The following is an 18,852-nucleotide window of genomic DNA, read 5'->3' as shown; positions in this document are numbered from 1 at the left end:
ACCCGGTCCGCGACTCGGGCGAGGCGCCGCGGACCGGGTGTCGTCGGATCAGGTCAGAAGACGCCCGCGCCGTTGCTCACGAGCGACGGGATGCTCGACGCCGGGTCGGCGCTGTAGGAGTACGGGACTCCGACGAAGCCGCCCCGGGTGTTGGGCGATCCCGAGTTGGAGTAGATGTTGTTGCGCTCGACGAGGTCGCCGGGTCCGGAGCTGGCGTAGCCCACCTCGGTGGGCGTGTCCACGCCCTGGAAGTAGTTCGACTCGACCAGCACGGAGGCTCCCTGCGTGGACGCGATGCCGTACTCGTTGTTGTTCAGGTAGTAGTTGTTGAAGACGTGCACGCCCTTGCCGAAGCGGATGCGCGGGTTCCGGGTGTTGGTGTTGTCGTAGAAGTTGTGGTGGTAGGTCACCCGCAGGTTGTCGGCGTCGGCGCTGAAGCTGTCGCTGTGGCCGAGCAGCGAGGTCTTGTCCGTCCCGTCGAAGTGGTTCCAGGACACGGTGATGAAGTCCGACTCGCGCTTGATGTCGAGCGATCCGTCGTAGCCGGGCAGGAACGTGTTGTGGTCGATCCAGATGTTGGTCGACCCGTCCTGCACGTTGATCGAGTCGTCGGCGGCGCCCGCGAAGGTGATGTTGCGGATGATGACGTTGTGGGCGTCGTCGACGTCGATGCCGCCGCCGTTGATCCGGGCGTTGTTGATCCCGACCAGGGTCTTGTCCGAGGCGATGTCGTTCATGCCGCTCAGATTGATCGTGCCGCTGACCTGCACGATGCGCGGCCCGGACGCCTGCATGTTGCTGATGAGGGCGGAGGCCGAGGTCACGGTGACGGTGGATCCGCCCGCGCCGCCGGTGGTGCCGCCGTTCTGCGACGCCCAGCCGATCGGACCGGACTGGAGGACGCCGGGGTCGGCGGTGGGAGCGGCCTGGTCCGCGGCGGCGCCGGTCACACTGGTCATGGTGAGCAGCAGCGCGCCTGCCGCGGCGAGCACGGCCGTCCGGCGCCCGGCCTTCGACGTATTCGTTGAGGAAGACGACATTGTCAATTCCTTCCCGGATCTCAAGGGGGCAGTGCTGACCCGCTTCGCTTCGCCGTGGTCGGGCGGTGGGGCATTCTCACAACGGGTCAGGCTGACTTGGAAAGCGCTATCCAAGTTGTGTCCATTCCTACCACCGGCGGTCGAGTCGACTCAATGGCCCGAATAGTCGAACTTCGGCGTCCGCAGGGATCAGCACGTCGGCTGTTCGGTTCAGATGGGAAGCGGGCAGCTACCAGGGTAGTCGGGTATTGACCAGTCGATCGGCGCCGAATACCGTGGGGGAAAGCGCTTTCTCGCTGTCTGAGACCCACTGGTGAAGGGACACTTCGGATGGGTGGAACAAGTTCTTGCCCGTCGAGATCGACGTCGCGTTCCCGTGGTCGACACCGGGTGAGAAAGCGGATCAAGAGTCCGGAAGATTTCTTTTCGAGTCGGATCGTCGAAGTAATTCGATGATTCTCGTCGGTAATTCGACCGATCGGGCTCGACGAGTAGGAGGCACGACCATGCGAAGATCGATCGGCATTCTCGTCACGGCGGTTCTCGCCGCGGGCGCAGGGGTCGCCGTCCAGTCCGTCGGGTGGGCCGAGTCCGGCTCGACGGCCGCGGCCTCGGAGACGGAGCGGACAGGCGAGGCAGGCCCCCAGGGTGGTCCTCGCGGCCTCGCGCGCGAGGTCCTGCCGCACCGTGACGGCTGGGCCGCCGCCGACGGCGGCACCACCGGCGGCTCCCGAGCGGCGCGCGACGACGTTCACCGAGTCACCGACCACGCCGAGCTGGTCGAGGCGCTTCGCGCGAGCGAGGGCCGGCCCAGCATCATCGAGATCGACGGCGTGGTGGACGCGAACATCGACGCCGACGGCACCGAGGTGACCTGTGCCGACGACGCCGATCCCGGCTACACGCTGGAGGCCTACCTGGCCGCCTACGACCCGGACACCTGGGGCGACGCGGACCCGGCCGGGCCGCTGGAGGAGGCGCGCGTCCGGTCGGCCGCCAACCAGGCGGAGCGCATCCGCCTCGACGTCCCGTCCGACACGACCGTCATCGGCGTGGGCCGCGACGCCGAACTGCGCGGGGTGAGCCTGCGGTTGGCGGGCGTCGACAACGTGATCATCCGCAACATCGAGTTCGAGGCGCCCGTCGACTGCTTCCCGCAGTGGGACCCGACCGACGGTGAGCTGGGTGCCTGGAACTCCGAGTACGACGCGATCTCGCTGACCGAGGCCACCCACGTATGGGTGGACCACAACACCTTCCACGACGGGCGCTACCCGGACAGTGCCCAGCCCGACCACTTCGGCGTGCCCTACCAGGTGCACGACGGGCTCGTCGACATCACCAACGGCTCAGACCTCGTCACGGTCTCGTGGAACGTGTTCCGCGATCATGACAAGACGATGCTGATCGGCTCGTCGAACACCCGGTTCACCGACCGGGGCAGGCTGCGCGTCACCCTGCACCACAACGTCTTCGACGGCATCCTGCAGCGTGCGCCGAGGGTCCGCTTCGGACAGGTGCACCTCTACAACAACCATTACGTGATCCGAGCGGGCGAGGGCTATCTGTACAGCCTCGGCGTCGGCGTCGAGTCGGCCATCCGATCAGAGCGCAACTACTTCCGCATGACCGGCGTGCCTGCCTCGGAGGTCCTCTACGACTGGGGCGGCACCACCGTGCACAGCGCGGGCGACCTCGTCGCCGACGAGCGGGGTCGTCGCCTGGTCGACCTCCGGGTGGCGCACAACGAGGCCTATGGCCTGGACCTCACCGACGACGTCGGCTGGCGTCCGACCCTGCACACCAGGATCGATCCGGTCCGTTCGGTGCCCGGCGTGGTCGGTGCCAAGGCGGGAGCAGGCCGACTGCGTTGACCGCGTCCCGGCCGGGCTCGGTTCGCGTCACGCGCCGCCGAGCCCGACCGGAGCGTCCGGTGTCCGTCCCGTTCGACGGTTCCGACGGCGAATGCCCCCGGGCCGACGAGACCCGGGCAGGCGGCGGGCCGGGGAGGGAGCGGCGTGCCGGTGGTGCGGGCGGCGTCCGGTCTGGTCGGCCCGTGCGCGGCGGGAACGCCACGACCGTGCCGCGTCGCGGCATAGGACGAGAAGCCGGGAACCTCACGGACACAGCCGGCTCGGGCGCAGCCGCCTCGGGCTCACGGCGGCACAGGCTCACCGCGACACCGCCGGTGGCGGCCGTGCGGCGACCGGTGTCGGCCTGGCGGCGGCCCCGTTCGGCCTCACACCGCCTCGGCCTCACACCAGCTCAGCCTCGCTCCGCTCAGCCCCGCACCCGCGGCCGCGCAGCACGTCAGGCCCACGCCAGGTCCAGCTCGGAGAACAGGGCCAGCCGCTCGGCGGCGGCGAACACCGCGTCGTCCACGCCGTCGACGACCGGACGCAGGGCCGGACCCTCGCCGATCAGGCGATAGTGCTCGGCCGCCAGCTCCTCGGCGGGACCGTCGAGTCGGATCGCCTCCAGCACCGACATGAACGAGTGGCTGCGCGCGGCGGGGGAGAGCAGTTCCACGGCGGGGTCGGCGATGTGCTCCGCCAGATTGCGCAGCAGGCCGACTCGCGGCCATCGGGCGCTCTCCTGCTCGACGCCGTCGATCTCCAGTCGTAGTTCGTCGCGGGTGTACCAGAGCCGCACCGTTCCCCGGGTGCCGTGCAGGATCAGCACCGGGTCGCGGGTGGTGGCCGCCGAGAGGGTCACGGCGACGGTCACCGGCACGCCCGTCGAGGTCACCACCCGCACACAGGCGGTGTCGTCGGTCTCGATCGGACGAGCGCGGAACCGTTCGACCTCGATCGAGCGCAGGCTGCCGCGTTCCTCGGCGCCCACGACGCGGAGTGCCGAGGCGACGGCATGGGCGAAGGGGTTGGTGAGCGCTCCGTCGGTGACGGCGACGCCGTCGAGCGTCATCCGGCCCGCCCACGGAGAGCGGGCGTAGTAGGCGGCGTCGCGAATCCAGGTGCCCGCCCCTCCGACGCCGCGCAGCTCGCCGAGCACGCCGTCGGCGATCAGTTCGCGGGCGCGGTCCAGCGCGGTGGAGCCCAGGCTCTGGAAGCCGATCTGGCAGCCGCGCCCCGTCTCCGTCGCGACGGCGAGCAGCTTCTCGAACTCGGCGAGCGTGGCGGTCGGCGGCTTCTCCACCAGGACGTGCGCCCCCGCCCGCATGGCGGTCACCGCCAGCGGGACGTGGGTGTGGATCGGCGTGGCGATCACGACGATGTCGGGGGAGTGCCTCCGCAGCAGCGGCTCCAGGGAGTCCGCGGTCTCCGGCCCGCCGAGGCGTGCGATCAGCTCGGCGTCGGGCGGTCGCGGGTCGGCCACGCCGACGACCCGCAGGACGCCCTCGTCGGCCAGCTCGACCTGCTGGTCGAGGTGCACCCGGCCGTAGCCGTGCGCCCCGACCTGGACCACCGTCGTCGTCCTGTCGTTCACGACCGCTCCCGCAGCGACACGGCCACCGAGGCGAACAGCACCATGCCGGTCACCAGCGGCAGCATCAACCAGGTCTGTCCGATGATGACGACCGCCGCCACCAGCGCGCCCAGCAGCAGCGCGCTGCCTCCCGGATCGCGCACGGCGGTCGTCGCGCCGTCGCGCAGCGCGGTCGTCCAGCTCGACTCCTCGGACCAGGCCAGCGCCACCCGCAGCCCGATCACGGCTCCGACGGCCGCGATGCCCAGCAGCATCGGCCGGTAGAACTCGGCGCCCGGCATGCCCGCCACGAGGGCGAGCGTGTTGAGCAGGAACACGACGAGGACCCCGACGGGGGCCAGCAGCACGGCCTTCTGCGCACGGACGACGTCGCCGACCCGCCGGAGGTACCGGCCGATGGTGAAGGTGCCGTCCCGCCGGATGCGGTCGCGCAGCACGTCGGACCCGGCGGTCACCGCCGCGAAGGCGGTGACCACGGGCAGCGAGGCCAGGAACACCAGTACGCCGAGGTACAGGACGTCGGCGAACAACACGAACCTTCCGCCGAAGATCCCGGCCCGCCCACCCGTGGTCACGGAAGACATGATCAGCCCTTCAGTCCGGAGGTCGCCAGGCCCTGGACCAGGTAGCGCTGGAACGCGAAGAAGAACAGCCCGATCGGCACCAGCGTGAGCACCGACATGGCGAACATCGGACCGTAGGCCGAGACGCTCGTCTGGTCGATGAACAGCCGCAGGGCCAGCGGCAGCGTGTAGTTGCTCGGGCTGCTCAGGTAGATCAGCTGGCTGAAGAAGTCGTTCCAGGTCCAGATGAACGTGAAGATCGCGGTGGTGATCAACGCGGGTCGGGCCAGCGGCAGGATGATGTAGTAGAACAGCCGCAGCGGTCCGCAGCCGTCGATCGTCGCCGCCTCGTCCAGCTCACGGGGCAGGCCCCGCATGAACTGGATCATCAGGAAGACGAAGAACGCCTCGGTGGCCAGGAACTTCGGCAGGATCAGCGGCCAGAACGTGTCGACCATGCCCATGTTCTGGAAGATGATGTACTGCGGGATCAGCACCACGTGGTGCGGCAGCATGAGCGTCATCAGCATGAAGCCGAACATCAGCTTGCTCAGCTTGAACCGCAGCCTGGCGAAGGCGTAGGCGGCCAGCACACACGAGACGACGTTGCCGACGACCGATCCGCCCGCGATGAACAGCGAGTTGTACAGGAAGGTCCCGAAGCTGGTGCCGCCGATGCCTGCCACGGCGTCGACGAAGTTCTGCCAGGTCGGATTCTCCGGCAGCAGCGCCAGGCTGGTGATGACCTCGTTCGCGGGCTTGAACGCGGCACCGAGCAGCCAGGCGATCGGGTAGAGCAGCACGGCGATGAACGCCAGGATCACCGCGTGCCAGAGGACGGTGCGCAGCCTGCCCGGCTTCTTGTTCCGCTTGGGCGGGGGCGTCGCCGCCTGGTCCTCCGGCGCGGTCAGCGTCGCAGTACTCATCTACTTGTCCTCTCCGGCGTAGAACACCCACCGGCCGGACGTCTTGAAGACCAGTCCGGTGAACAGCGCGATGGTCAGGAGCAGCAGCCAGGCCATCGCCGAGGCGTAGCCCATCTGGAAGTCCTGGAATCCACGCTGGTACAGGTACAGCGTGTAGAAGAGCGTGGAGTCGGCGGGGCCGCCCTGCCCGTTGCTGACCACGAAGGCCCCGGTGAAGGACTGGAACGACTGGATGATCTCCATCACGAGGTTGAAGAAGATGACCGGGGACAGCATCGGCAGCGTCACCGAGGTGAAGGTCTTCCACGTGCTCGCCCCGTCCACGGCGGCGGCGTCGTAGAGGTCCTGCGGGATCTGCTTGAGGCCCGCGAGGAAGATGACCATCGGCGCGCCGAACTGCCAGACCGCCAGGATGACGATGACGTACATCGCGTAGTCGGGCTGGTTGATCCAGCCGCCGGTGTCGATCCCGACGGACCGCAGCAGCGAGTCGACCGCGCCGTCGTCGGTGAACAGCGACCGCCACACCAGGGCGATGCCGACGCTGGCGCCCAGCAGCGACGGGGCGTAGAACGCGGAGCGGTAGAAGCCCTGGCCCTTCCTCGGGCGGTTGAGCAGCAGGGCCACGCCCAGGGCCGCCGCCAGCTTGAGCGGCGCGGACAGGAAGACGTACTGGAAGGTCACCCCGACCGACGACATGAACCGGTCGTCCTGGGTGAACAGTCGGATGTAGTTGTCCAGGCCGACCCATTCGGGCGCGGTGAACAGGTTGTAGTTCGTGAAGGACAGGTACAGCGAGGCCACCATCGGACCGATGGTGAGCAGCACGGCGCCCGCGATCCACGGCGACAGGAACAGATAGGCGATGCCTGTCTGCTCCTTGTTCTTCGGCCCCTTCCGGGCGCGGCCCGGTCTCGTCCCGCCGGGCTGCGGCGATGCCACTTCGTTGACTTGTTGCGCGACCATGACCTTACCTATCCTGGGATGCGGCCGTTCTCAGGCGGCCGCATCCGCTCAACGGACTCTCCTCAGAGTTCCTGTTCGGCGCGTTCCATGAACTGTTCGACCGCGTCGTCGATGGACAGTTGTCCGAAGCCGATCACCGAGTTGAGTCGCTGCCATTCTCGTTTGAGCGCGCTGTTGCCCGGTGGCGGGGCGGACGGGGGTTCCTCGAGTTCGTCGGCGAGGGCTTCCTCGTAGTCGTAGACGAGTTGGTCGGGGCCGTCGAGTTCGGCTCCGACGGCTGCTCGGACGTCGTCGTTGACGGGCATGCCTCGGGAGGTGCCGAGGATGAGTCCGGCGTCGACGTCGTTGAGCAGGAAGTCGACCAGGGCGGCCGACTCCTCGGGGTGATCACTGTTCGCCGCGATGCTGATGAGCATGCCGGGCTTGGCGAACTGGCCCACCCGGTCGCTGCCCTCGATGCGCGGCATCGGTGCGAGGCCGACGCCGTCCGGCAGCACGGAGAAGAAGCTGACCGCCGTGCTGTCCCACGTGAAGTCGGCGAACGCCGAACCCCTGGCCAGCGGCGAGTTCTCCACGGCGCCGTCGATCTCGGAGGTGATGGTGGCGGGGGTGGCGGCCTCGGTGGTGCGGAACTCGTCGAGGAGTTCGAGGTAGGTGCGCAGGTCGTCGGAGGTGAAGCCGATCTCGCCCGCGTCGGTGTAGAGGTCCTTGTCCTGCTGACGCAGCCAGACCTGGTAGGTCTCCCAGGACCAGCCGAAGTCGGTGGTCCCGTAGCGCTCGCCGTCGGTGGACTCGGTGAGCGCCTGACTGCTGCTCAGCAGGTCCTCCCACGTCCAGCCCGCCTCGGGCAGCGGCACCCCGGACTCCGTCCAGGCCTGCTCGTCATACGCCCACGCATGCGTGTTCTGCGCCATCGGCAGCGCGTACAGACTCCCGTCGATCTCCCCGGACCGCGCCAGCAACGGCGTGATCCCCTCGGTGCCCAGCTGATCCTCGTCGAACTCGTGCAGATCGGCAAGGACACCCCGATCCCCGTACTCCCGCAGATAGGCGTAGTCCATCTGGATCACGTCCGGAGCGTTGTTGCCCGCGACCTCGGTCGCCAACCGCTCGAAGTACCCCGAGAACGCCGCATACGACGTGTTCACCGTGATGTTCGGATGCCGCTCCTCGAACAACGCGATCGCCTCTTCGGTGATCTCGGCGCGGTCGTCGCTGCCCCACCAGGTGAACCGCAGCTCCACCTGGCCGTCGGAGTCCCCGCCCGCGCCGCCGCATGCCGTCACCAGTCCGGCCACCACGGCCGCGGCTAAAACAGATCTTCCCCGTTGTAACGGTGAGCGTCTCTGCGCACCCATCCCGGGCCTCCTGATCTGAACAGTGCCGGCCAGGGTGACCGAGCACTCACTGGAAAGCGTTTACCGAAAGTATGCGTCATCTTCGGTGGTGTCAATCACACGGCCGAAACCGGACGAAGTCGGACGTCAGCGCTGGTGGGGCGGGCGGTCCTGCCGCGGGGAACCGGGTCTTGGCGTGCGGTCCGACACAGGTTACGGTGGAAAGCGCTTTCCTGGGAGGTAAGGACGCATGGACAGTCAAGTGCTGGGTATCGCGATGAACGGGATCACGGGACGGATGGGCTATCGCCAGCATCTGCTCCGCTCGATCCTCGCCATCCGCGAGGCGGGCGGCGTCACGCTGTCCGACGGGACTCGGGTCATGCCCGAGCCGATCCTCGTCGGACGCAGCGAACAGAAGCTTCGAGAACTGGCCCGACGGCACAAGCTGGATCGGTGGACGACCGACCTCGGCGAGGCCCTGGCCGCCGACGACGTGTCGATCTACTTCGACGCCCAGGTGACCAGCGCCCGCGAGGAGGCGGTGCGTCGCGCGGTCGAGGCGGGCAAGCACGTCTACACCGAGAAGCCCACCGCGACCTCGCTCGCGGGTGCCGTGGAACTGGCCAGGGTCGCCGCCGAGGCCGGGGTGAAGACGGGCGTCGTGCAGGACAAGCTGTTCCTGCCCGGCCTGATGAAGCTCAAGCGGCTCGTCGAGGGCGGCTTCTTCGGCCGCATCCTCTCGGTGCGCGGCGAGTTCGGCTACTGGGTCTTCGAGGGCGACTGGCAGCGTGCGCAGCGCCCGAGCTGGAACTACCGGGCCGAGGACGGCGGCGGCATCGTCGTCGACATGTTCCCCCACTGGCACTACGTGCTGGAGGACCTGTTCGGTGCGGTGGAGGCGGTCACCGCCAAGGCCGTCACGCACATCGACCGTCGCTGGGACGAGAAGAACCAGGCCTACGAGGCGACGGCCGACGACTCCGCCTACGGGATCTTCGAGCTGGCGGGCGGCGTCATCGCTCAGATCAACTCCTCGTGGTCGGTGCGGGTCAACCGCGACGAACTCGTCGAGTTCCAGGTCGACGGCACCGAGGGCAGCGCGGTCGCGGGCCTGCGTTCCTGCCGTGCCCAGCACCGATCGGCCACGCCGATGCCGGTGTGGGATCCCGACGTCGCGCAGCCGGAGCCGTTCCGCGAGCAGTGGCAGGACGTGCCGGACAACGGCGAGCTGGACAACGGATTCCGCGTGCAGTGGGAGATGTTCGTCCGCCATGTCTGCGAGGACGCGCCGTTCCCGCACGACTTCCTGGCCGGAGCCAGGGGAGTGCAGCTGGCCGAGGCAGGCCTGGAGTCCTCGCGCACCGGCCGTCGCGTCGCCATCGAGCCCATCACGGCGTGACGGGCTGATCCGTCTCGTCCACGTCAGTCCCGAGACACCCAGGAGGTCGACCAGTGCGGGTACTCGTCACCGGAGGCAGCGGCAGGCTGGGGCGCAGCGTCCTCGCGGCGCTGGCCGAGGCGGGGCACGAACCCGTCTGCGTCGACCTCGTCCGGCCGTCGTTCGAGCAGGTCCCCTACGAGTCCTTCGCGGTGGACCTGCTCGACACCGGTGAGTGCTACAGCGTCATCGGCCGGTACCGGCCGGATGCCGTCGTGCATCTGGCGGCCGTACCGGTTCCGTTCCTGCGTACCGACGTCGCGACCTTCCGCACCAACACGCAGATGGTGTTCAACGTCTGTCAGGCCGCCACGGAGCTGGGCGTCGGCACGGTGCTGGCCGCCAGCAGCCCCACCGTCATCGGCTACGGGAACCCGGCGGGCTGGCAGGCGGACTACCTGCCGCTGGACGAGGCGCATCCGACGCGGCCGTGGCACGCCTACGGGCTGTCCAAGGTCGTCGCGGAGGAGACGATCCAGGCGTTCGCGCGCCGCTGGCCGGACCGCATCGCCTGCCATGCGTTCCGGCCCTGCTTCGTCGTCTCACCGGAGGAGTGGGACGGGGCGCCCACCCAGACCGGCGACACGATCCTCGATCGACTGAACCGGCCCGAACTGGCCGCCGTGTCGCTGTTCAACTATCTCGACGCGCGCGACGCGGGTGACTTCGTCGCCGCGCTGCTGGCCAAGGCACACGACATCCCGCCGGGCGAGGTCTTCTTCGTCAGCGCGCCGGACGCCATGGCCAGAGAGCCGTTGTCCGAGCTGCTCGTCGCACACGCGGGCGTGTCCGCCGAACAGGCGGCGGGACTGACCGGTTCGAGCCCGGCCTTCGACAGCACCAAGGCCGAGCGGCTGCTGGGCTGGCGCGCGAAGCGGAGCTGGCGCACCGAGCTGCGCTGAACCGCGGGCGGTTCCCGGCCGCCCCGACTCCGCGCGTTCGCGTGTGCCGACGAGAAGGGCGCGGGGCGGGCGCGTCGGCCGGGACGGCGCGGGGCGTCGGGCAGCCGGCCTTACGCTGCCGCCCGACCCGGTCGCGGGTCTGGCGGACCCGATGAGGAAGACGCCCGGCGCCGTGACGACGCCCGCGCGCCGCCGACCGTCGCGCGGTCTCGCCGGGCCTACGCCGATGCCGATGCCGATGCCGAACGAGAGGGAACGCGACCCGATGCGCATCACCGAGCTGACCAGCGAGGCGTTCACCGTGCCGTTGGACCGGTCCTGGGGTCCCGGCGTCGACCAGCAGCACCTGATCGTCACGACCCTGCGCACCGAGGACGGCGCTACCGGCACCGGTTTCAGCTGGACGCCGCTGGTCGGAGCGCACTCGGTGCTCGCCATGCTGCGACACGACCTGCCCAGGCTGGTCGTGGGCGCGGAGACCGCCCCGGCGGGCGTGCTGTGGGACCGCTGGTGGGCGGGACTGCACGAGGGCGGCTCGGGGGGCATCACCGGGATGGCCCTCGCGGCCGTCGACATCGCCCTGTGGGATCTTCGGGCCAAGGCCGCCGGGCTCCCGCTGGTCGACTTCATCGGCAGGCGACGCGAGACCATCGGGGTCTACGGCAGCGGCGTCAACCTCTACTACGAGCTCGACGAGCTGCTGGAGCAGGTCCGCCGCTTCGTGGCCGCGGGCCACCGCGCGGTGAAGATCAAGGTCGGGTCCCCCGAATTGGCCAGAGACCTTGAACGGGTCGCCGCGGTACGGGAGGTCCTCGGCCCGGATCGGCTGCTGATGATCGACGCGAATCAGCGCTGGGACCACCCCACCGCGGTGCGGGCCGTCCGCGCCCTGTCGGCCTACGATCCCTACTGGATCGAGGAGCCCCTGCTCGCCGACGAGCTTCCGGGCCTCGCCCGGTTTCGCGCGGCCGTCGACGTGCCCGTCGCGGTCGGCGAGAACCTGCGGACCGGACATCAGTTCCGCGACGCGCTGACGGCGGGCGCGGTCGACTTCGTGCAGCCCAACGTGGTCCGGGTCGGCGGCATCACGCCGTTCCTGCGGATCGCCGAGCTGGCCGCGTCCTTCGGCGTGCCGACCGCGCCGCATCTGCTGCCGGAGCTGTCCGCGCAACTGGCGATGTGCGTGGGCTCGGTGTCCATGGTGGAGGACATCGACCGTGCCTCGTTCGGCGCCCTCGGTGCGCTGGCGGAGCCGAGCGGGGTTCGGCTCGACGCGCCCTCGGCGCACACCGCGACGGTGCCCGGTCACGGGCTCGTCTTCGCCACCGAGCGGCTGACCCCGCTCGCGGACTAGGCGTCGTCGGGCTCGACGGCCGCAGGTTCGACGCCCCGACGGGTTCGACGCCTGCCGTCCTCGATCCCGTCGAACACACGCCCGTCGGACACGTCGCCGAGGCCGCCTCGCCCGGCCCCGCACCGCCGACGGCTCGGCGGGAACGTCCGTGCGAGCGTGCCGCGGCGACGGGATCGCGGGGCTCTCCGACGGGCGGCGGGCAGGCACACGGCTCCGGCGCGGGCGGCGGGCCACCGTGTCGGATCAGCGCCGAGTCGTCGTGAGTACACGTCGCGCTCGTTAACGTAGACGACGTGCGCCGCCGCTCGGATGTGGTACAGCTAACCCTGGTTCGGCCCACCCGCATGCGGTGCCGTGCGTCTAGTTCGTGTCAGACAGATCGTGCTTTCGCTTCGGGGGCGATCCACGATAGCGGCCTGCGGGGCCGGAATCCGGCCGCCGCACGGCCTTGGTGATCCGGCTGTCGAGGAGAGATCCACATGCGCATCGGAAGACGGACGGCCGTCCTGTTCGGGGTCACCGTGCTGGCCTGCGGCGGAGTGGCCGCGTGTTCGAACGGCCACGCGGCGGCCGAGGACGCGGCGACTCGGTTCGCTCAGGCCTGGCAGTCGGGCGATCTGACATCGCTCTCGTACGTCGAGAGCTCCGGCGACGAGGCCCAGGAGTGGTACACCGAGATCACCGAGGGAGTGGCGGGCCGGGTCCACGAGGTGACCGTCGGCGACGTCACGGTCGACGACGCGGCGGCCGAGGCTCGGCTCGACGTCTCCTGGGAGCTGGCCTCGGGGGGTGAATGGCAGTACCAGACCACCGTCGACCTGCGGCAACAGGGCGAGGACTGGCAGATCGTCCTCGATCCGGGCGCCGTGCACCCCGACCTGGTCGACGGCGAGCGTCTCCGCAGCAGCCACACGCCTGCGGAGCGCGGCGAGATCGTCGGCGTCGACGGCGAGCCCATCGTCACCGCCCGCCCCGTGGTCGTGATCGGCGTCCACCCGGCCAACGTCACCGACGCCGCCGGACTCGCCCGGAGCCTGGGCGACGCGCTGGCTCAGGACGGGGTGGACACCTCCGAGCTGCCCGACCGCATCGCGGCGGCGGACCCGGACGACTTCGTCGAGGTCGTCACCCTGCGCGAGGAGCGTTATCAGGAGATCCGGCCGCTGATCTACGAGCTGCCCGGCACCGTCTTCCGCGAGGAGACCCGGCAGCTGGCACCGACTCGGGAGTTCGCCAGGGCGTTGCTGGGCAGCGCGGGCCCGGTCACCCAGGAGATCATGGACGACGAACCGGGCCGGTACCGGATCGGGGACGTGGTCGGCCTCAGCGGCCTGCAGCGCAGCCTGGACGACCGGCTGCGGGGCACGGGCGGCGTCGCGGTCGTCATCGACGGCACCGAACGCGAGCTGTACAGCTCCGATCCCGTGCCGGGGGAGACGGTCACCCTGACCCTGGACCCGGCCGTGCAGAACGCGGCCGACCGCGCGCTGGCGGCGGAACCCCGGCCCAGCGCGCTGGTGGCGGTGCGGATCAGCGACGGTCACGTCCTCGCGGTCGCGGGCGGGCCGGACGGCGGCAGCGGCGACGTCGCCCTCCACGGCTGGGTCCCGCCGGGCTCCACGTTCAAGATGGTCAGCGCGATGGCGCTGCTCGACGGCGGCGACGTCACCCTGGACCAGCCGGTCGACTGCCCTTCGACGATCGAGGTGGACGGACACAGCGTCAAGAACGCCTTCCCCGAGGCGTTGGGCGAGGTTCCGTTCCGGGAGAACTTCGCCCGGTCCTGCAACACCGCCTTCGTGGCGCTGGCGCCGAACCTGGGCTCGGACGGCCTCACCGAGGCGGCGGCGAAGCTCGGCATCGGCGGCGACTGGGACATCGGCGTCGACGTCTCCACCGGCTCGGTGCCGCCCGCGGACGGCCCCGCCGCGCAGGCGGCCTCGGCCTTCGGCCAAGGCCAGACCACGGTCAACCCCATGACGATGGCCGCCGCGACCGCCGGCGTCGCGGCGGGACAGTGGAAGCAGCCGAGGCTGGTCGTCGAGACCGACCAGGCGGAGGCGACGGAGCCCGAGACCCGTGAGCCGTTGGAGCCGGAGTCGGTGGACGCCCTGCACACGATGATGCGCGAGGTCGTCACCGAGGGCACCGCGACGCGACTGGCGGAGGTGCCCGGCGAGCCGGTGCACGGCAAGACGGGCACGGCCGAGTACGGCACGGAGGTCCCGCTGCGCAGCCACAGCTGGTTCGTCGGCTGGCAGGGCGACGTGGCGTTGGCCAGCTTCGTCGAGGACGGCGGCGACGCGGGCGGACCCGCGACCGCGGCGGCGGAGCGCTTCCTGCGTGATCTCAACGAGTGACTCCTCGGGCGTGACCTGACGGCGGGGAGGGCAGGCCTGGTGGCCGGCCCTCCTATCACGCTGTCGGGAGCATGTCCGGCCGCCGGGCGCGGCGCAGGCCGGGCTCCGAGTCCCCTGTCCCTCAGGCGCGTCGTCGCCATGGGTATGGGGCGTCGCGGGCCGTGGTGGTGTGGTGGGTTCAGTGGCGTAGTCGATTGAGGAGGGTGACGAGTGCGGCTCGGCTGCGGGGTGGCAGTGCGGCGGCGGGGAGGCTGTCGGCCGTCACCGTGCGGAGTGTGGTGATGGCGGCTTCGAGGAATTCGATGCCGTGGTCGGTGATGCGGAGTCGTTTCTCTTGTCCTCGGCCGGTGACGGTGAGACAACCGCGTTCGGTGAGGCGGGCGATGCTGTGATCAAGGCTGCGTGGCGGCAGGTCCAGGGCGGTGTGGGTGATGGATTTGCGTACTGGCCGGGGTGTGCGGGCCAGCAGACGGAGGAGTCGGTAGTCGTAGACGGTGATGCCGTGGTTGTTGCGCAGGGCGTCGGCGGGGTGGGTGGTCCAGCGTTGGGTCGCCGCGATCAGGGACTCCCACAACACCCAGGGTTCGGCGGTGACAGTCCCGGCACCCACCGCGATGTCCAACGGCGTGGGGGTGGTGGTGCGGGCCATGGGGGACGGGTCGGTTCGGGTGGTCGGTGTCGGCGACGGCTGCGGCGTCGGCTTCGGGGTGGTGGTCGGTCGGGTGGCAGGCATGCGGACGTTCTCCTGAGTGCTGAGTGCTGAGTGCTGAAGTGCCAGTGCTGATGTGCTGATGTGCTGGGTGCCGGGGGGCGGTGTTCGGTGGTGTGGTGGTTCAGTGCGAGCGGAGCAGGCAGGGTGTGCAGGGGACGCCCTGACCGGGCTCGACCCGCTCGACCGGTCGAGCGGTGTCGCCGAGGGTGAGGTGTTGGCCGCACCGGGTCGTGATGGTCGTGCCGCCGTTTCTGCCGACACGGCTGGTTCCGCCGGTTGTGTCGACACCGCTGGTCCCGTCGGTCCCGTCGGTTCTGTGGGTGTCGGCGAGGTGGACGAGTCCGGGTCGGCCGTCGGGGTGGCGGCGGCGCAGGCACAGCGCCCAGCCGGTGGTGTGCGGGGTGGGGGTGGTGTCGTCGTTGTCGAGGATCGCGGTGCAGTACGGGCAGTCCTGGACGTAGGGCACGACGCTGGTGGGGCTGTCGCCGTCGAGGGTGAGGGGGCCGAGGGTGACCATGACGCCGCAGATCGTCTTGGCCTGGTCGCCGTTGATCGGGATGGGGTGGCCGTGGTCGATGAACACGGTGTGCAGGTCGAGGAAGATCCCGACCACCGGCGGCCAGGCTTGCCGCAGCCGCAACGGTTCGACGGCGATCTCCCGGCTGTCGCCGGTCATCGCCACCCGCCGGCTACAGCCCAGATGTAGGGCCGGATGCGGGCGGCTCGTAGTCGGTGGACGACGGGGACGGACCGGTAGGTGACCAGGGTCCTCATCGGACCACCACCAGACGATGCCGTGCCTCGGCAACGGGTGGGGTGGTCAGGCAGGTGGGGCAGCGGTGCTCGTCGAAGTAGGGGACCGCGACCGGATTCCGGTTCAATGCCGTGAACACGCTGTTCGGATCGCAGACCGGGCGGATACGCGCCACGCCGTCCCGTGTCCAGTACTCCCGAAAGGCTCGGTGAGTATCGCCGTCGCTCACTGACCGGACGAACCACGGGCCGACGCCGGTCATCGGCGGCCACCGGGGACGATTCGCAACCCGACGGCGGCGCCACCTGCGCCGACTCCCGCCGCGACCCCGTTTTCAGTATCGGTGTCGGGGCTCTGAACAGCGGCGGGATGTCCGCCGGGAGCTGTTCCGACAGCGGCGGTGGCGGTGGTGCTGCGGGCGGTGATCAGTGCCCGACACAACGCATCACCGAGTTCCGGGACACGATCGGCGTGGACGAGCCAGCGGCCTCGGGTCGTGGTGCGGCTGCGGATGGAGACCTCGACGCCGTCGGGTCGGGGATGGAAACGGAGCCGTCGAACACCGGTGACGCCGTCCATCGCGGGCAACTCGATCGAACGCCACGCCCACAACGCGTCCAGGACGTCGACCGCGTCCGTCGCACCGATCACCGCACGCACCGGATCACGACCAGGCCGCACACCCTCCACCAGCACACCCTGCGCACCCGAGGTCACGAACATGACCCCACTCCGAAACCGGACACGCGCATCGGCATCGGTGTCGGTGTCGAGGAACAACGCGGCCAGAGTCGTCACGACCGCACCCCCACCACATCCAACCGCTCCTCAGCCAACCGAGCCAGGATCGACGCGAACGCCACCGTCCGGCGGCGCACGTGCCGGCGGGCAGGGGGAGTGCGGTAACCCCAGACGGTCAACGGAAACCCGGCCGCCATCAGGAACACGCCGACTACGACGGTCGGGATCACGACACACCACCGACCCGCCGCCCAGCGGCGACGAACCGCGAAACCCGTGCACAGCACATGTCGTGGTTGCCGTTCGGCAAGCACTCCGGCGGGCGGTCAACGCGTTGGCGGCAAGAATCAAGTCCAGCGTCTCGAGATGCGCTGGTCATGGCGGTGACGCCGGTGCGATCTGAGATGCGAGTCCGATGTGTCATGCCGAGCCCCTTGATCATCTTGTGTTCCAATGTTCCGATGTTCCGGCAGTATGGAACTTTATGGAGTACTGGAACAATGCCCTGATCGAGGGAACCGGATCTGGCGCACGCGCGACTACGCTTCGCCCATGGCCGGTGTGACACCAAGATCAGCAGAGCTCGGACGCGCACTGAAGCGTGCTCGCGAGGCGGCAGGCTTGACCGCGAGTGGCATTTCACTTCAGATGGGCTGGTCGTCATCCACTGTCGGACGCTGGGAGTCCGGTGTCCGGATGCCAAGCCCGGCCGACGCTGCTGCCCTGCTTACCGCGTTGGGCGTCGATGCTGAGACTCGTGATGAGTTGGTGGCGATGGCCCGAGACAAAGGGGAACGCCATTGGCTGGCCGTGGGCCTGCCTGAACAGGCACGGGCGCTCAGCGCACTTTTGGAAGCTGAGCGGGACGCCGCCGAGATCACGACCGTGGCACCCAATCTGGTCCCGGGAATGCTTCAAACCACTGCCTACGCGAGGGCGATCCTGGGTGCTGGTGGAGTGCCTGAGCATGAGGTCGAACCCCGTGTGCGGGTCCGCGTCGGACGACGAGAGGTCCTGCGGGACCAGAACCCGCCCCGACTGACCACGATGATCGGCGAGGGCGCGCTGCGACGTCTTGTCGGCGGTCGGAAGGTGATGGCACACCAACTGAGGACCCTGCTGGACATCGCTGCTCTGCCCGTCGTCGATCTGCGCATCGTCCCGTTCACCGCTGACTGGGCACCGGATCTTGAGGGCATGTTCGATATGTTCGCCTTCCGTGACGACCGGGAACCGGTCGTGCACTTGGAGAACCGTCGCAGCGCCCTGGTTCTTCACGAGCCCGACGACGTTGAGGCGTACCGCGCGGCGGCGGATATCGTCATGTCGGTGGCGATGAGTCCAGAGGCATCGGCCGGGCTCATCGCCGACGTTGCCGAATCTCTTGAGGGGACATCATGACGTTACCGCAGCGCCGCTTCACCGGCTGGCGGAAGTCCCGCTGGTCTCAGGCCACGAGCAGCTGCATCGAGATCGGACAGGCCCCCGGCGTCGTCGGCATCCGCGACACCAAGAACCGCGATGGCGGGACCCTCGTCGTCGGCCGTGCTGCCTTCGCTGGCCTTCTCGGCGCGATCAAGGCCGACCGACTCCGCTGACTTCGGCCCGACGGGCGGTGTCGGGCGAGTGTTCCACGCGCGGCACCGTCCCTGGGCGACTCCCTACCGACCGTCTACCTCGATGAGCTGGCGCTCATACGGGCAGTCGGCGGGCACGACGTCATGGCTGAACAGATCACGGCTCTCATCAACTCCACGGCCGTGGTCCGCGTCCTGCCGATCGGTGGCGGCGCGTATCCAGGAATGCTGTCAGCGTTCACGCTGATGACGTTCTCGGCTGCTGATCCAGTGGTGTACCTGGAGCACCTGGCCACAGGTACATACCTCGACAAGACGAAGGACGCAGGCCCCTACATCCGCGCCGTTACTACGCTCGACGAGGTAGCACTGTCTGAGGACCAGACTGCCGCAACGTTGGCGCGCTACCAGCAGAACCACGCAGAACGGAGCGGAACTCATGCCCAGTGACCGGTTCAACGACTGGCGTACGTCCACGTACACGGGTGAAGGCAACTGTGTCGAGGTCGCGCAGGACGCCACGGCGGTCGGCATCCGGGATACCAAGAACCGGGACGGTGGGACCCTCGTCGTCGGCCGTGCCGCCTTCGCCGGCCTTCTCGGCGCGATCAAGGCTGACCGGCTCCGCTGACTGCTGCATCGACGGACGGTGTCGAGCGATGTGTTCGCTGGACACCTCCCGTCCGTTGCCTTCTCGTCGGTTCGCCTGTCAGCTGCGGACTCCGATCCGTC

At 69.3% G+C, this 18,852-nt stretch carries 20 protein-coding genes; 9 read left to right on the top strand and 11 right to left on the bottom strand.

Annotated elements, in window-relative coordinates; translation table 11 throughout:
- Positions 1 to 53 precede the first annotated feature (53 nt).
- Positions 54 to 1,040 (bottom strand): pectate lyase family protein, encoded by a 987-nt coding sequence (locus AHOG_RS21865; protein ID WP_093943019.1) that lies wholly within the window; start codon positions 1,038 to 1,040, stop codon positions 54 to 56.
- Positions 1,041 to 1,546: 506 nt separating this feature from the next.
- Here AHOG_RS21865 and AHOG_RS21860 point away from each other — a divergent pair.
- Positions 1,547 to 2,914 (top strand): pectate lyase family protein, encoded by a 1,368-nt coding sequence (locus tag AHOG_RS21860; protein WP_093943018.1) that lies wholly within the window; start codon positions 1,547 to 1,549, stop codon positions 2,912 to 2,914.
- A 436-nt stretch (positions 2,915 to 3,350) separates the two neighbouring features.
- On the opposite strand, the gene AHOG_RS21855 is transcribed toward AHOG_RS21860, so the two are convergent.
- The 5 genes from AHOG_RS21855 to AHOG_RS21835 all read right to left on the bottom strand — a co-directional run bounded on the left by AHOG_RS21855 (position 3,351) and on the right by AHOG_RS21835 (position 8,240).
- Entirely contained in the window at positions 3,351 to 4,487 is a 1,137-nt protein-coding gene (locus AHOG_RS21855) for a Gfo/Idh/MocA family protein (protein ID WP_093943017.1), read from the bottom strand.
- The gene (locus AHOG_RS21850; RefSeq protein ID WP_157736982.1) at positions 4,484 to 5,062 is read right to left on the bottom strand and encodes a hypothetical protein; all 579 of its coding nucleotides are present in this window, start codon (positions 5,060 to 5,062) and stop codon (positions 4,484 to 4,486) included. The genes AHOG_RS21855 and AHOG_RS21850 overlap by 4 nt, the downstream gene beginning before the upstream one ends.
- Before the next feature lie 11 nt (positions 5,063 to 5,073).
- Complete coding sequence (locus tag AHOG_RS21845) at positions 5,074 to 5,976, bottom strand: carbohydrate ABC transporter permease (protein WP_093943015.1); 903 nt, start codon at positions 5,974 to 5,976, stop codon at positions 5,074 to 5,076.
- Complete coding sequence (locus AHOG_RS21840) at positions 5,977 to 6,942, bottom strand: carbohydrate ABC transporter permease (RefSeq protein ID WP_093943014.1); 966 nt, start codon at positions 6,940 to 6,942, stop codon at positions 5,977 to 5,979. It abuts the gene before it with no gap.
- A 62-nt stretch (positions 6,943 to 7,004) separates the two neighbouring features.
- Positions 7,005 to 8,240 carry an ABC transporter substrate-binding protein gene (locus AHOG_RS21835; protein WP_245856374.1) on the bottom strand — a complete coding sequence of 412 codons (1,236 nt, stop codon included), beginning with the start codon at positions 8,238 to 8,240 and terminating at the stop codon, positions 7,005 to 7,007.
- A 289-nt stretch (positions 8,241 to 8,529) separates the two neighbouring features.
- Here AHOG_RS21835 and AHOG_RS21830 point away from each other — a divergent pair, with 289 nt between their 5' ends.
- The 4 genes from AHOG_RS21830 to AHOG_RS21815 all read left to right on the top strand — a co-directional run bounded on the left by AHOG_RS21830 (position 8,530) and on the right by AHOG_RS21815 (position 14,336).
- The gene (locus AHOG_RS21830; RefSeq protein WP_093943012.1) at positions 8,530 to 9,681 is read left to right on the top strand and encodes a Gfo/Idh/MocA family protein; all 1,152 of its coding nucleotides are present in this window, start codon (positions 8,530 to 8,532) and stop codon (positions 9,679 to 9,681) included.
- A 53-nt stretch (positions 9,682 to 9,734) separates the two neighbouring features.
- Positions 9,735 to 10,622 carry an NAD-dependent epimerase/dehydratase family protein gene (locus tag AHOG_RS21825; protein WP_093943011.1) on the top strand — a complete coding sequence of 296 codons (888 nt, stop codon included), beginning with the start codon at positions 9,735 to 9,737 and terminating at the stop codon, positions 10,620 to 10,622.
- Between the two features lie 232 nt (positions 10,623 to 10,854).
- Complete coding sequence (locus AHOG_RS21820) at positions 10,855 to 11,976, top strand: mandelate racemase/muconate lactonizing enzyme family protein (protein ID WP_245856373.1); 1,122 nt, start codon at positions 10,855 to 10,857, stop codon at positions 11,974 to 11,976.
- A 479-nt stretch (positions 11,977 to 12,455) separates the two neighbouring features.
- Entirely contained in the window at positions 12,456 to 14,336 is a 1,881-nt protein-coding gene (locus tag AHOG_RS21815; RefSeq protein WP_211290472.1) for a penicillin-binding transpeptidase domain-containing protein, read from the top strand.
- Positions 14,337 to 14,514: 178 nt separating this feature from the next.
- Here AHOG_RS21815 and AHOG_RS21810 read toward each other — a convergent pair whose 3' ends face one another.
- The 5 genes from AHOG_RS21810 to AHOG_RS29600 all read right to left on the bottom strand — a co-directional run bounded on the left by AHOG_RS21810 (position 14,515) and on the right by AHOG_RS29600 (position 16,773).
- Complete coding sequence (locus AHOG_RS21810) at positions 14,515 to 15,069, bottom strand: hypothetical protein (RefSeq protein WP_157736981.1); 555 nt, start codon at positions 15,067 to 15,069, stop codon at positions 14,515 to 14,517.
- A 100-nt stretch (positions 15,070 to 15,169) separates the two neighbouring features.
- On the bottom strand, positions 15,170 to 15,724 hold the full coding sequence (locus tag AHOG_RS21805) for a hypothetical protein (RefSeq protein ID WP_157736980.1): 555 nt from the start codon (positions 15,722 to 15,724) through the stop codon (positions 15,170 to 15,172).
- Positions 15,725 to 15,818: 94 nt separating this feature from the next.
- On the bottom strand, positions 15,819 to 16,064 hold the full coding sequence (locus AHOG_RS21800) for a hypothetical protein (RefSeq protein WP_093943008.1): 246 nt from the start codon (positions 16,062 to 16,064) through the stop codon (positions 15,819 to 15,821).
- Positions 16,061 to 16,600 (bottom strand): hypothetical protein, encoded by a 540-nt coding sequence (locus AHOG_RS21795; protein WP_093943007.1) that lies wholly within the window; start codon positions 16,598 to 16,600, stop codon positions 16,061 to 16,063. Before AHOG_RS21795 ends, AHOG_RS21800 begins: the two co-directional genes overlap by 4 nt.
- Positions 16,597 to 16,773 (bottom strand): hypothetical protein, encoded by a 177-nt coding sequence (locus AHOG_RS29600; protein ID WP_157736979.1) that lies wholly within the window; start codon positions 16,771 to 16,773, stop codon positions 16,597 to 16,599. Before AHOG_RS29600 ends, AHOG_RS21795 begins: the two co-directional genes overlap by 4 nt.
- Before the next feature lie 322 nt (positions 16,774 to 17,095).
- Between AHOG_RS29600 and AHOG_RS21790 the strand changes: the two genes are divergently transcribed.
- The 4 genes from AHOG_RS21790 to AHOG_RS21775 are packed head-to-tail and all read left to right on the top strand — an operon-like array spanning position 17,096 to position 18,751.
- Complete coding sequence (locus AHOG_RS21790) at positions 17,096 to 17,944, top strand: helix-turn-helix domain-containing protein (RefSeq protein WP_093943006.1); 849 nt, start codon at positions 17,096 to 17,098, stop codon at positions 17,942 to 17,944.
- On the top strand, positions 17,941 to 18,141 hold the full coding sequence (locus AHOG_RS21785; RefSeq protein WP_093943005.1) for a DUF397 domain-containing protein: 201 nt from the start codon (positions 17,941 to 17,943) through the stop codon (positions 18,139 to 18,141). The genes AHOG_RS21790 and AHOG_RS21785 overlap by 4 nt, the downstream gene beginning before the upstream one ends.
- A 51-nt stretch (positions 18,142 to 18,192) precedes the next feature.
- Entirely contained in the window at positions 18,193 to 18,570 is a 378-nt protein-coding gene (locus AHOG_RS21780; protein WP_221439202.1) for a DUF5753 domain-containing protein, read from the top strand.
- Positions 18,560 to 18,751: a DUF397 domain-containing protein gene (locus tag AHOG_RS21775; protein WP_093943003.1), complete on the top strand. Its 192-nt coding sequence runs from the start codon at positions 18,560 to 18,562 to the stop codon at positions 18,749 to 18,751. Before AHOG_RS21780 ends, AHOG_RS21775 begins: the two co-directional genes overlap by 11 nt.
- Positions 18,752 to 18,852: the final 101 nt, after the last annotated feature.

It is taken from the genome of Actinoalloteichus hoggarensis, assembly GCF_002234535.1.
In the GTDB taxonomy this organism is placed as follows: Bacteria; Actinomycetota; Actinomycetes; order Mycobacteriales; family Pseudonocardiaceae; genus Actinoalloteichus_A; species Actinoalloteichus_A hoggarensis.
Note: the sequence above shows the minus strand (reverse complement) of the source record. Positions and strands in the feature narration are given on the sequence as shown.